The 12,386-nt window shown below is 71.0% G+C and carries 12 protein-coding genes; 5 read left to right on the plus strand and 7 right to left on the minus strand.

Features of this window, described 5'->3' with window-relative positions; genetic code table 11:
* Window positions 1–3 precede the first annotated feature (3 nt).
* Window positions 4–495, plus strand: coding sequence for an inorganic diphosphatase (locus PYS65_RS16090; protein WP_064731883.1), 492 nt, complete (start codon window positions 4–6; stop codon window positions 493–495).
* 155 nt (window positions 496–650) lie between these two features.
* Window positions 651–2,408 (plus strand): threonine/serine exporter family protein, encoded by a 1,758-nt coding sequence (locus PYS65_RS16095; RefSeq protein ID WP_279334645.1) that lies wholly within the window; start codon window positions 651–653, stop codon window positions 2,406–2,408.
* Window positions 2,409–2,479: 71 nt separating this feature from the next.
* Here PYS65_RS16095 and PYS65_RS16100 read toward each other — a convergent pair whose 3' ends face one another.
* Window positions 2,480–3,460, minus strand: coding sequence for a DedA family protein (locus tag PYS65_RS16100; RefSeq protein ID WP_279334646.1), 981 nt, complete (start codon window positions 3,458–3,460; stop codon window positions 2,480–2,482).
* Window positions 3,461–3,596: 136 nt separating this feature from the next.
* Here PYS65_RS16100 and PYS65_RS16105 point away from each other — a divergent pair, with 136 nt between their 5' ends.
* Complete coding sequence (locus PYS65_RS16105) at window positions 3,597–3,962, plus strand: YbjQ family protein (RefSeq protein ID WP_279334647.1); 366 nt, start codon at window positions 3,597–3,599, stop codon at window positions 3,960–3,962.
* Window positions 3,963–4,025: 63 nt separating this feature from the next.
* Here the strand turns inward: PYS65_RS16105 and PYS65_RS16110 are convergent, their stop codons facing one another.
* Window positions 4,026–4,796, minus strand: coding sequence for a MerR family transcriptional regulator (locus PYS65_RS16110; protein ID WP_279334648.1), 771 nt, complete (start codon window positions 4,794–4,796; stop codon window positions 4,026–4,028).
* A gap of 148 nt (window positions 4,797–4,944) precedes the next feature.
* Between PYS65_RS16110 and PYS65_RS16115 the strand changes: the two genes are divergently transcribed.
* Window positions 4,945–6,231 (plus strand): ion channel protein, encoded by a 1,287-nt coding sequence (locus PYS65_RS16115; protein WP_279334649.1) that lies wholly within the window; start codon window positions 4,945–4,947, stop codon window positions 6,229–6,231.
* Between the two features lie 78 nt (window positions 6,232–6,309).
* The gene (gene gad / locus PYS65_RS16120) at window positions 6,310–7,719 is read left to right on the plus strand and encodes a glutamate decarboxylase (RefSeq protein ID WP_279334650.1); all 1,410 of its coding nucleotides are present in this window, start codon (window positions 6,310–6,312) and stop codon (window positions 7,717–7,719) included.
* Window positions 7,720–7,722: 3 nt separating this feature from the next.
* Here gad and PYS65_RS16125 read toward each other — a convergent pair whose 3' ends face one another.
* The 5 genes from PYS65_RS16125 to PYS65_RS16145 all read right to left on the minus strand — a co-directional run bounded on the left by PYS65_RS16125 (window position 7,723) and on the right by PYS65_RS16145 (window position 12,320).
* The gene (locus PYS65_RS16125) at window positions 7,723–8,481 is read right to left on the minus strand and encodes an ABC transporter permease (protein WP_279337967.1); all 759 of its coding nucleotides are present in this window, start codon (window positions 8,479–8,481) and stop codon (window positions 7,723–7,725) included.
* A gap of 5 nt (window positions 8,482–8,486) precedes the next feature.
* A complete protein-coding gene (locus tag PYS65_RS16130) occupies window positions 8,487–9,452 on the minus strand; it encodes an ATP-binding cassette domain-containing protein (protein ID WP_279334651.1) in 966 nt (321 codons plus the stop codon).
* Between the two features lie 74 nt (window positions 9,453–9,526).
* Window positions 9,527–10,168 carry a PadR family transcriptional regulator gene (locus PYS65_RS16135; protein WP_279334652.1) on the minus strand — a complete coding sequence of 214 codons (642 nt, stop codon included), beginning with the start codon at window positions 10,166–10,168 and terminating at the stop codon, window positions 9,527–9,529.
* A gap of 25 nt (window positions 10,169–10,193) precedes the next feature.
* Complete coding sequence (locus PYS65_RS16140; RefSeq protein WP_279334653.1) at window positions 10,194–10,742, minus strand: DinB family protein; 549 nt, start codon at window positions 10,740–10,742, stop codon at window positions 10,194–10,196.
* Window positions 10,743–10,859: 117 nt separating this feature from the next.
* Window positions 10,860–12,320, minus strand: coding sequence for an aldehyde dehydrogenase family protein (locus PYS65_RS16145; RefSeq protein WP_279334654.1), 1,461 nt, complete (start codon window positions 12,318–12,320; stop codon window positions 10,860–10,862).
* Window positions 12,321–12,386: the final 66 nt, after the last annotated feature.

Genomic DNA, 12,386 nt, shown 5'->3' on the forward strand with positions numbered 1-12,386 from the left:
CCGGTGGAGTTCGACGTCACGATCGAGATCCCGAAGGGTTCGCGGAACAAGTACGAGGTGGACCACGAGACGGGTCGGATCCGCTTGGACCGTCGACTCTTCACCTCGACCGCCTACCCGACCGACTACGGCTTCGTCGAGAACACCCTCGGCGAGGACGGCGATCCGCTGGACGCGCTGGTCATCCTCGACGAACCGACGTTCCCCGGCTGCCTGATCCGCTGCCGCGCGATCGGCATGTTCCGGATGACGGACGAGGCCGGCGGCGACGACAAGCTGCTCTGCGTCCCCTCGACGGACCCGCGCGTGGAGCACCTGCGTGACATCCACCACGTGTCGGAGTTCGACCGTCTGGAGATCCAGCACTTCTTCGAGGTCTACAAGGACCTGGAGCCGGGCAAGTCGGTGGAGGGCGCCAACTGGGTCGGCCGGACCGACGCCGAGATCGAGATCGAGCGGTCCTACAAGCGCTTCAAGGAGCAGGGCGGCCACTGAGCCCGTTCCCCACGAGACGCGCGACGGGGCGCACGCGGACGCGTGCGCCCCGTCGCGCGTCTCCGTGCGCATACTGGCCCCTGGGGGTCCGTGCACCGGGCCCCGACGGGGAAGGCAGAGCCCACGGACGGCGTCGTACAGGGAGCGCAACGCAGGTGAGGGACACGCAGGAGCGCAAGCCGCAGTCGGACGAGGCGAGGAGTGCCTTCAACGCTCCCGCGGGGGCGGCGGCCCCGGCCGACTCGGAGTCGGCGACGACGTCGGAGTTCGCCGTCCCGGAGGGACTGGAGGTCTCCCCGGCCGGCACGGAGTCCGAGACGACCTCCGAGTTCACCGTTCCGGAGGGACTGGAGCTCCCCCCGGTCGGCACGGAGCCCGACACCACCTCCGAGTTCACCGTTCCGGAAGGGCTGGAAACCGCCCCGCAGCCGGCCGAGGTGGAGGGGTCGGCGTTCAACCCGCCGAGCACGTACAGCGCCCAGCAGGCGCCGGCGGCGTTCACCCCGCCCGGCGGGATGCCGTCCATCGCCCTGCACCGGGACGTGCCCTGGCAGGACCGGATGCGCACGATGCTGCGCATGCCGGTGACCGAGCGGCCGGCGCCGGAGCAGGTGCAGCGGCACGACGAGGCGGGGCCGGCCGTGCCGCGCGTACTCGACCTGACGCTGCGTATCGGTGAGTTGCTGCTGGCGGGCGGCGAGGGCGCGGAGGACGTGGAGGCGGCGATGTTCGCCGTCTGCCGCTCCTACGGCCTGGACCGCTGCGAACCGACCGTCACCTTCACCCTGCTGTCGATCTCCCATCAGCCGTCCCTGGTGGACGACCCGGTGACCGCGTCGCGCACGGTGCGCCGCCGCGGCACCGACTACACCCGCCTCGCGGCCGTGTACCAGCTGGTGGACGACCTCAGCGACGACGAGACGCACATCTCCCTGGAGGAGGCCTACCGGCGCCTCGCGGAGATACGCCGCAACCGGCACCCCTACCCCGTCTGGGTGCTGAACGCGGCGAGCGGACTGCTGGCGGGCTCGGCCTCGATGCTGGTGGGCGGCGGGTTCCTGGTGTTCATCGCCGCCGCGGGCGGTGCGATGCTCGGCGACCGGCTGGCCTGGCTGCTCGCCGGGCGCGGGCTGCCGGAGTTCTACCAGTTCACGGTGGCCGCGATGCCGCCGGCCGCGATGGGCGTCGCGCTGACGCTGGCCCACGCGGACGTGAAGGCCTCGGCGGTGATCACCGGCGGGCTGTTCGCCCTGCTGCCCGGACGGGCCCTCGTCGCGGGGGTGCAGGACGGTCTGACCGGCTTCTACATCACCGCCTCCGCGCGGCTCCTGGAGGTCCTGTACTTCTTCGTGGGCATCGTGACCGGCGTGCTGGTGGTGCTCTACTTCGGGGTTCAGCTGGGCGCCCAGCTGAGCCCGGACGCGGCACTCGTCCTCACCGAGCGGCCGGTGTGGCAGATCGCCGCGTCGCTCGGGCTGTCGCTGGCCTTCGCGGTGCTGCTCCAGCAGGAGCGGTCCACGGTGCTGATGGTCACCCTCAACGGCGGGGTCGCCTGGGTGGTGTACGGCGCGATGTACTACGCGGGCGACATCTCACCGGTGGCCTCCACGGCCGTGGCGGCGGGGCTCGTGGGGCTGTTCGGGCAGTTGCTGGCCCGGTACCGGTTCGTTTCGGCGCTGCCCTACACCACGGCGGCCATCGGCCCCCTGCTGCCCGGTTCCGCCACGTACTTCGGTCTGCTGGCGATCGCCCAGAACGAGGTGGACGCGGGGCTGGTGTCCCTCTCGAAGGCGGTGGCGCTCGCGCTGGCCATCGCGATCGGGGTGAACCTCGGTTCGGAGATCTCCCGGCTGTTCCTGCGGATCGGCTCCGCCGAGAAGCGCAGGGCGGCGAAGCGGACCCGCGGCTTCTGACGCCGGATGCCCGGGTCCTCGGGACCCGGGCATCCGGCGGTGCGTTCGGCGGTGCTGTTCGGCGGTGCGGCTCAGTAGCCCTGGTTGTAGGGCTGCTGCCGGTTCTGGTCCGGCCCGTGGCCCTGGGGGTGCCCCTGACCCTGGCCCTGGGGGTGCCGCGGGTCGAAGTACGGGTCGTAGCCGCCCTGGCCGTTGCCGTACGGCGGCTGGGGCTGCGGGCTCTGGGGCTGGGGGCTCTGCTGCTGCGGGTAGCCCTGGTTGCCGTAGGGCTGCTGGGGCTGCTGGGCCCGCTGCGGCGGCTGACCGTCCGGGGTGATGCGGCGCAGCTGGGTCGTGGCGTCGTCCATGACCGGCGGCTGGGCGTACGGGGTCTGCTGGTCGTACCGGTTGTGCTGGTCGTGCTGCGGGGCGGCCGGGTCCTCGGCGGCGGCGCGCTTCTTCTTGCCGCGTTCCCGCAGGTACTCGACGATGATCGGGACCACCGAGAGGAAGACGATCAGGATGAGGATCGACTCGACGTTGTTCTTGATGAAGGAGATCTGGCCCAGCCAGTAGCCGGCGACCGTGATGCCCGAGCCCCAGGCGACGCCGCCGATGACGTTGTACGTGAGGAACGTGCGGTACTTCATACGGCCGGCGCCGGCCGTGATGGGGGCGAAGGTGCGCACGATCGGCACGAAGCGGGCCAGGACGATCGCCTTGGGGCCGTACTTCTCCATGAACTCGTGGGCCTTCTCCAGGTTCTCCTGTTTGAAGAGCTTGGAGTTGGGACGGCTGAAGAGCTTGGGTCCGAAGAACTTGCCGATCATGTAGCCGACCTGGTCACCCAGGACGGCGGCGATCACGATCAGCGTGCACACCAGCCACAGCGGCTGGCTGATGTAGCTGCCCTCCGCCACGAAGAGGCCCGCCGTGAACAGCAGGGAGTCACCGGGCAGGAACGCGAAGAATCCGGACTCGGCGAAGACGATCAGCAGGATGCCGGTCAGGCTGAAGGTCTCGATCAGATAGTCCGGGCTCAGCCACTCGGGGCCGAGCGCAAGGGTGGTCACGGGATTGTGGCTCCTGCTGCTTGAGGGGGACGGGCGAGGCTGGCTGCCAAAACCTATCAACGCAGCCGTCCCGGCCCGGGTTCCACGGGGCGTACCCAGGATTGCACCGTGCCTCCTCCCCGGCGAAGCTGGGGCCATGGGCATCGAAGAGTACGGCGGTGGGCAGGGCCCCGGGCCCGACGTCCTGGTGGTCACGACGAACGACGTCCCGGGGCACCGGGTGCAGGAGGTCATCGGCGAGGTCTTCGGGCTGACCGTGCGGTCCCGGCACCTCGGCAGCCAGATCGGCGCCGGTCTGAAGTCGATGATCGGCGGCGAGCTCAAGGGGCTGACCAAGACGCTGGTGGAGACCCGGAACCAGGCCATGGAGCGCCTGATCGAGCAGGCACGCGCGCGGGGCGCCAACGGCGTACTGGCGTTCCGTTTCGACGTCACGGAGGCGGCGGACGTGGGCACCGAGGTGTGCGCGTACGGCACGGCGGTGGTGCTCGTGCGCGAATGACGACCGCGCGGGTGCGCCGCCCGTCCCCCGACAGGACGGGCGGCGCACCCGCGCGGTACGGGCTCAGCCTCCGTGCCGGGCCGCGTTCGCGACGATCGCGTCGCGCAGGTAGACCGCCAGACCGGGCCGGATGTCCTCGTACGTCCGGGTGAAGCGCGGGTCGGCGACGTACATCTCGCCCAGGCCGGTGTGCATCTCGTGCCCGCAGTCGTAGTACGCGCGGGTGATGAACCGCCGGTGCTCCTCCGCCGTGTCCATCGCCTCCTCGGCGTCGGCCGGCACCCCGGCCGCCATCAGGTCGGCCATGCGCAGATGGAGGGCGTCGAACTCCTCGGTGACGCGTTTCCAGTCGTCCTTGGTGTAGGACGCGGTCCGCTGCCGGGACTGCCGGTAGGCGTCGGTGCCGCCCCAGCGCTCCCGCACCTCGTCCTCGTACTGGTCCGGGTCGAAGTCCCCGAACACCTCGAACTTCTCCTCGGGCGTGAGATCGATGCCCATGTGGTGTGCCTCCATGGCGTGCTCCACGGCCGCCGCCATCTTCCGCAGCCTTTCGATCCGGGCGGTCAGCAGGTCGTGCTGCCGGCGCAGGTGCGCGCGCGGGTCTGCCTTTCCGGTGGCCTGATCGTCGAGCAGGGCGGCGACCTCCTCGAGCGGGAAGCCGAGCTCCCGGTAGAACAGGATCTGCTGCAGCCGGTCGAGGTCGGCGTCGCTGTAGCGCCGGTGCCCCGCGCGGTTGCGCTCGCTCGGGGCGAGCAGGCCGATGTCGTCGTAGTGGTGCAGGGTGCGCACCGTGATCCCGGCGAAACCGGCGACCTGTCCCACGGAGTAGCTCACTTCCGCTCCCTTCTCGGTACGCACTCCACCCTGGGACCTCACGCCACGTGAGGTGCAAGTCGGTTTCCCGGACTTGACACCACAACCGCCTCATCCGTTTCGTTCGCTTTGCCCGCATGTGGCGGCTTGATCCGTCTATCGTGTGCGCGTGGCCCAGGACAGCGTGCAGCAGGAACCCTCCACCGCCCCGGCGACCCGGGCACGCGACCTGCTGCCGACCGTCGTCCCCGCGCTGGTCGTGGGGGTGGCGGCGAGCCTGCTGCTGGTGGGCGTGAGCCGGGCGGCCGAGGAACTCCAGGACGTGCTGTGGCAGAACCTGCCGGACGCGCTCGGGGTCGGCGGGTACTCCGTGCTGTGGATGTTCGTGATGCTCGTCGCCACCGGGATCGCGGTCGGTCTGGTGGTGTGGAAGGTGCCGGGCCACGCCGGCCCCGATCCGGCGACCACCGGCCTCGAGGCCCCCGTGCTGCCGCCCGTGGTGCTGCCGGGGCTGCTGCTGGCCACCGCCGTGATGCTGGCCGGCGGGCCGAGCCTCGGGCCCGAGAACCCGATCATCGCCGTGAACGTCTCCCTGGCGGTCCTGCTGGGCACCAGGGCGTTCCCCCGGACCCAGGAGCACGGCTGGGTGGCGTTGGCGGAGGCGGCGACGATCGGCGCGCTCTTCGGTACGCCGGTGGCCGCGGCGCTCGTCATCTCCGAGGCGCTGACGGGCCGGCAGGTCAGGGGACAGCTCTGGGACAGTCTCTTCGCGCCGCTGGTCGCCGCGGGGGCCGGTGCGCTCACCGTCTCCCTGGTGTCGCGGCCGAGCTTCGACCTGGACCTGCCGCCGTTCGGCCGGCCCGGCTGGGCGGACCTGCTGTCGTCGCTCGCCGTCGCCTCGGCGGGCGCGCTGCTCGGCCTGTGCGCCGTCTACGCCTTCCCGTACGTCCACGGGGCGTTCCGGCGGCTGCGGCACCCCTTGCTGATGCTTCCGGCCGGCGGGGTGGTGCTGGGCGCGCTGGCGGCCCTGGGCGGGCATCTGACGCTGTTCAAGGGGCTCGACGAGATCACCGTGCTGGCGGCCGACCCCGGAGGCTGGTCGGCGGGCCAGTTCGCCACGATGACGGTGGTGAAGCTGGCCGCCCTGCTCGTCGCCGCGTCCTGCGGGTTCCGGGGCGGGCGGATCTTCCCGGCCGTGTTCGTCGGCACCGCGCTCGGGCTGTGCGCCCACGCCCTGGTGCCCGGGGTGCATCCGGCGGTCGGTGTGTCGGCGGGGGTGCTGGGGGTCCTGCTGGCCATCACCCGCCAGGGCTGGGTGAGCCTGTTCGTCGCCGCCTTCCTGGTCGCCTCGCCGGGCATCCTCGCCCTCCTGTGCATCGCCTCGCTCCCGGCCTGGCTGCTGGTGACGGGACGCCCGCTGATGCAGCTGCGACCGGACGGAACCTCCGCCCGATGACCCCCCGCCCTCCCCCTCTCACCCCTCTCGCCCCTCTCACTTCTTTCACCGTCACCGCACGAACCCCCGGAGGCACCCATGCCGCTGCACACCAAACCCCGGCGCGACGAGCGCCCCTTGTCCGTCAACCCCTTCCTGGGGGCGGCGAACCCCGTCGGGGACATGACCGAGGCGCCGCCCAAGCACCGGATGCCCGACACTCCGATGGCGCCCTCGACGGCGTATCAGCTGGTGCACGACGAGCTGATGCTGGACGGCAACGCGCGGCTGAACCTGGCCACCTTCGTCACCACCTGGATGGAGCCGGAGGCCGGCGCCCTGATGGCGGAGTGCCGGGACAAGAACATGATCGACAAGGACGAGTACCCGCGCACCGCCGAGCTGGAACGGCGGTGCGTGTCGATGCTCGCGGACCTGTGGCACGCGCCCGACCCGGCGGCCGCCGTGGGCTGTTCGACGACCGGCTCGAGCGAGGCGTGCATGCTCGCCGGGATGGCGCTCAAGCGCCGCTGGACGCGGGACAACGCCGGCCGGTACCCGTCGAAGGACGCCCGGCCGAACCTCGTCATGGGCGTCAACGTCCAGGTCTGCTGGGACAAGTTCTGCACCTTCTGGGAGGTGGAGGCCCGCCAGGTGCCCATGGAGGGCGACCGGTTCCACCTCGACCCGCGGGCCGCCGCCGAACTGTGCGACGAGAACACCATCGGCGTCGTCGGCGTCCTGGGCTCCACCTTCGACGGGTCCTACGAGCCGATCGCGGACCTGTGCGCGGCGCTGGACGAGCTCCAGGAGCGCACCGGCCTCGACGTCCCGGTGCACGTCGACGGGGCGTCCGGCGCGATGGTCGCGCCCTTCCTCGACGAGGACCTGGTGTGGGACTTCCGCCTCCCGCGCGTGGCCTCGATCAACACCTCGGGGCACAAGTACGGACTGGTCTACCCGGGCGTCGGCTGGGCGCTCTGGCGGAACGCGGACGCCCTGCCCGAGGAACTGGTCTTCCGGGTGAACTACCTGGGCGGCGACATGCCGACGTTCGCCCTGAACTTCTCCCGGCCGGGCGCCCAGGTCGTCGCGCAGTACTACACCTTCCTGCGGCTGGGCCGCGACGGCTACCGGGCCGTGCAGCAGGCCGCGCGGGACGTGGCCACGGGCCTCGCCGAGCGGATCGGGGCACTCGGCGACTTCCGGCTGCTGACCCGGGGCGACGAACTGCCGGTGTTCGCGTTCACCACCGCGCCGGAGGTGACGGCGTTCGACGTCTTCGACGTGTCCCGGCGACTGCGGGAGAACGGCTGGCTGGTGCCCGCGTACACCTTCCCGGCGAACCGTCAGGACCTGTCGGTGCTGCGGGTGGTGTGCCGCAACGGCTTCTCCGAGGACCTCGCCGACCTGTTCGTCGAGGACCTGACCCGCATCCTCCCGGACCTGCGCCGGCAGCCGCACCCCCTCACCCACGACAGGAGCGCGGCCACCGGCTTCCACCACTGACCGTCACCGGCTGAGCCGCGCGAACCTCCGTACCGCCAGCGGGAAGAACACGGCGAGCAGGGCCAGGGGCCAGGCGACGGCCGCCCACACGTGCCCCGGCTCGCCGTCGGAGCCGCCGAACAGGTCGCGTACGGCCGTGGCGGTGTGGGACATCGGGTTCCACTGGACGACCGCGCCGAGCCAGCCGGGCATGGACTCGGGCGTGGCGATGGCGTTGGACAGGAAACCGACCGGCCAGACCAGGATCTGTACCGCCTGCACCATCTCCGGCTTCCCGGCCACCAGCGCCAGGTGGATGCCGATCCAGAGCATCGCGAAACGGAACAGCAGGAGCAGTCCCACGGCGCCCAGGAAGCCGGCCGCACTGCCGTGAGCGCGCCAGCCGAGCGCGGTGGCGACGGCGAGGAGCACCGCCAGTCCGAGCGCCGACTGCAGCATGTCGGCGGCGGAACGGCCCACCAGGACCGCGCCGTCGGCCATGGGCATCGAGCGGAAGCGGTCGATGACGCCCTTGTTCAGGTCCTGGGTGACGGCGATCATCGTGCCCTCCAGGCCGAAGGCCATGGTGAGCGCGAGCACGCCGGGGAGCAGGTAGTCGAGGTAGTCGCCGCTCACGCCCCGGCCGCCGCCGATCAGGTAGCCGAACATCAGCAGCAGCATCACGGGGAAGACCAGGTTCACCACCACCGCCACCGGCTGGCGGCCCCAGCGGGCGAGTTCGCGGCGGGTCATGGTCCAGGAGTCGGTCAGGGCGTACGTCATGGTGGTCAAGCGGCCTCCTTCACTCGGTCGTCACGCCCGGTCAGGCGCAGGAACACCTCGTCGAGCGTGGGCCTGCGCAGGGCGATGTCCTCGGCCTCGATGCCCGCCGCCTCCAACGCCCGGACGACGCCAGCGAGGGCCGCCATGCGGTCGGTGACCGGGGCGCTGAGCAGCCGTCGGTCCGGATCCACGGTCACCGTGTCCTTCGGTACGGGCAGCAGGGCGACGGCCGCGCCCAGCTGCCCGGCGTCGCGCAGGACGACGTCGATACGGTCGCCGCCAGTGGCTGCCTTGAGCTCGTCCGCGGTGCCGTCGGCGATGACCCGGCCGGTGTCGACCAGCGAGATGCGGTCGGCGAGCTGGTCGGCCTCCTCCAGGTACTGGGTGGTGAGCAGGACGGTCGTCCCGCCGTCGACCAGGGAACGGACCGAGTCCCACACCTCCGCACGGCCGCGCGGGTCCAGGCCGGTGGTCGGTTCGTCCAGGAAGAGCACCTCCGGTTCGGTGATCAGGGAGGCGGCGAGGTCCAGGCGGCGCCGCATGCCTCCGCTGTACTGCCGTACCGCCTTGCGGCCGGTGTCGGCGAGGTCGAAGCGCGCCAGGAGTTCGTCGGCCCGCACGCGGGCGCGCCGCGCGCCCAGGTGGTGCAGCCGGCCGAACAGTTCGAGGTTCTGCCGGCCGCCGAGTTCCTCGTCGAGGGCCGCGTGCTGGCCGAGCAGGCCGATGCGCCGCCGTACCGCGTACGCCTCGCGCACCACGTCGTGGCCCGCCACCTCGACCCGGCCCGCGTCGGGGCGCAGCAGGGTGGCCAGGATCCGGACCAGGGTGGTCTTGCCCGCGCCGTTCGGGCCGAGCACCCCGTGCACCGTGCCGCGCGCGACCGTGAGGTCGAGCCCGTCCAGCGCGGGGCCACTGCTGCCGCCCCGGTATGTCTTGCGTGCTTCCTCGACGATGATCGCCGCGTCGGACACAGAAACTCCCTCACTAGTCAAAGTTGACTACGAATGCGGACCGTACAACCCGACCACCTATTGGTCAAACTTGATTAGCGGGAATCTCCGGGGTGCCGCTCCTCCGTCGCGTACGGGTTCTCCTGGTCCTCGGCCAGGACGCCGACGAACGGCTCGCCCTCCCCGGCGAAGGTGTAGGCCCCGGCCTCGATCCGTCCGACCAGCCCTCTGGTCCACGCGGCCTCGGCGTCGGCCGTGTGCACCCACAGGTTCATGATCTCGCCGATGTGCCCCAGCTGCTCGGGGCCCTCCTCGGGCACGTAGTGCTCGAGGACGGCGGCCCGCCACTCCTCGATGCGCCGGGTCCGCTCCTCGAGCAGCGCCGTCGCCTCCTGTCGTGGCAGATCGACGACGAAGCCGATGGCCGCCGACTTCACGTCCATCTTCTGGTCGTAGGAGACGAGGGCCTCGCGCAGCAGCCTGAAGTACTCCTCGTCGCCCGCCGCCGTGATCTCGTACTCGGTGCGCGGCGGGCCGCCGGCCGTCGAGGGCGCGATCTCGTGCGCGTGCAGCAGTCCCTGCTTCGCCATCTGCTTCAGGGCGTGGTAGATCGAGCCGGGCTTGGCGTTGGACCACTCGTGCGCGCCCCAGTACTCCAGGTCGTTGCGCACCTGGTAGCCGTGGGCCCGCCCGTGCTGGCGCACCGCGCCGAGCACGAGGAGACGGATCGCTGACATGCGCCCCAGCGTAGGACGCCACGGCTCACTCCCAGGAGCTGCCCTGCTCCTTGGCGACCAGTTCGAAGGCCGTGGCCCCGTCCAGGGATTCGCGGACGATGTCGGCGTGGCCGGCGTGCCGGGCGGTCTCGCGGATCAGGTGCAGGCACAGCCAGCGCATCGAGAGCCACTCCTCCTTCGGGTTCCAGGACGTCCTCTCCAGCAGGAAGGTGTCGTCGAGGCTGGGCACCGAGCGGATGAACGACTCCGTCTCGGCGGCCACCTTCTCGTAGGACGCGAGAGTGGACTCCACGGTCTCGTCGCCGACCAGTCGGAAGCACTCGTGCCAGTTCGACTCGTCCCGGTGGACGGCCGGCGGCTCGCCCTTGGCCCGGGCGATCCAGCCCTGCTCGACCTCGGCGACGTGCTTGAGCAGCCCGGCCAGGGACAGTTCACTGGCACTGGGGCGGGAGGACGCCTGCTCCTCCGTGAGGCCGAGCAGTGCCCGCCGGATGCCGCCGCGCTGCTCGGCGATGAAGGACAGGAGCGCGCCCCGCTCGTCGCCCCGCTCCTCTGGACCCACGTGAGTGACCATGACCGTCTGCCTTCCGTCGTTCCGCCGCAGGTGGCCCCTGCCGGCTGACACCGACGACGCTACGGGCCGATGAGGACAGGTCCTGTCCTCATCGGCCCGGGCGGGAGGAGAAGGGGGTCAGAACGGGAACCCGCTCCTGCCGTGCTGCACCGAGATCCACTTCGTCGTGGTGAAGGCGTCCAGCATCGTGTCGCCGTTCAGCCGGCCGATGCCGGAGTGCTTCTCGCCGCCGAAGGGGACGATCGGCTCGTCGTGCACGGTGCCGTCGTTCACGTGGAACATCCCCGTGTCGACCTGCTTGGCGAAGTTCACCCCGCGCTCGATGTCACCGGTGTGCACGGCCCCGCTCAGGCCGTACGGGGTGTCGTTGACGAGGCGGACGGCCTCCTCCTCCCCGTCGAAGGGGATCAGGAAGACGACCGGGCCGAACACCTCCTGCTGGAGCAGGGCCGAGTCGGCGGGGACACCGGTGAGCACGGACGGCTCCAGCAGGTTGTCGGTCCGCGTGCCGTGCACCGGCGCGGTCGCGCCCTCGGCGAGCGCCTGCTCGACGACACCGGCCAGGGCGTCCGCCTGCTGCGAGTTGATCACCGGGCCGATGACGGTCTCGGGGTCGCGCGGGTCGCCGACCTTGAGGGACTTCACCTTGGCGACGAACTTCTCGGTGAACTCGTCGGCCACCGCCCGGTCCACCAGCACCCGGTTGGCGGCCATGCAGACCTGCCCCTGGTGGACGTACCGGCTGAAGACGGCCGCGTCGACGGCGTAGTCGACGTCCGCGTCGTCGAGGACCACCAGTGCGCTGTTGCCGCCGAGTTCGAGGACCGAGCGCTTGAACAGGGAGGCGCAGACGGTGGCGACATGACGGCCGACCTTGTCGGAGCCGGTGAAGGAGATGACCTTCGGGACCGGGTGCTCCAGGAAGGCGTCGCCGATCTCCGCGATGTCGGTGATCACGACGTTCAGCAGGCCGCCCGGCAGGCCGGCGTCCTCGAAGATCCTGGCGATCAGCGAGCCGCCGACGATCGGGGTGTTCTGGTGCGGCTTGAGCACCACGCCGTTGCCGAGCGCCAGCGCCGGGGCGACCGACTTCAGCGACAGCAGGAACGGGAAGTTGAAGGGGCTGATCACACCCACGACGCCGACGGGCACGCGGTAGACGCGGTTCTCCTTGCCGTCCACCGGCGAGGGGATGATCCGGCCCTCCGGACTCAACGCCAGGTGCACCGCCTCGCGCAGGAACTCCTTGGCGAGGTGGAGCTCGAAGGCGGCCTTCAGGCGCGTACCGCCGAGTTCGGCGACGATCGCGTCGGAGATCTCCTCCTCGCGCTCCTCGACCAGCCTGAGCGCCTTCTCGAACACCGCGCGGCGGGCGTAGGGGTTGGTCACCGCCCACTGCTTCTGCGCGCGGGCCGCCGCACGGTACGCCTCGTCGACCTCGTCGACGGTGGCTATCGTGATCGACGCCAGCTTCTCGTCGTCGTACGGATTGAAGTCGATGATGTCCCAGGAACCGGTTCCCGGGCGCCACTCACCGTCGATGTACTGCTGGGCCAGGTCGGTGAAGTACGACGACATGTGATCCCTCAACCCCTCGATCCCTCGCTGCCGGACCGGGCCCGCCCCGACCGGCCTCATGCTGCT

This window comes from Streptomyces cathayae, from assembly GCF_029760955.1.
Lineage (GTDB): Bacteria > Actinomycetota > Actinomycetes > Streptomycetales > Streptomycetaceae > Streptomyces > Streptomyces cathayae.

What these genes read in the sequence shown, in the direction of transcription:
- PYS65_RS16105 (WP_279334647.1), top strand. Translation starts at nt 3,597, where the DNA reads ATGGGCATCGAAGAGTACGGCGGTGGGCAGGGCCCCGGGCCCGACGTC.
- gad (WP_279334650.1), top strand. Translation starts at nt 6,310, where the DNA reads ATGCCGCTGCACACCAAACCCCGGCGCGACGAGCGCCCCTTGTCCGTC.
- PYS65_RS16125 (WP_279337967.1), bottom strand. Translation starts at nt 8,481, where the DNA reads ATGACGTACGCCCTGACCGACTCCTGGACCATGACCCGCCGCGAACTC.
- PYS65_RS16135 (WP_279334652.1), bottom strand. Translation starts at nt 10,168, where the DNA reads ATGTCAGCGATCCGTCTCCTCGTGCTCGGCGCGGTGCGCCAGCACGGG.
- PYS65_RS16140 (WP_279334653.1), bottom strand. Translation starts at nt 10,742, where the DNA reads ATGGTCACTCACGTGGGTCCAGAGGAGCGGGGCGACGAGCGGGGCGCG.
- PYS65_RS16145 (WP_279334654.1), bottom strand. Translation starts at nt 12,320, where the DNA reads ATGTCGTCGTACTTCACCGACCTGGCCCAGCAGTACATCGACGGTGAG.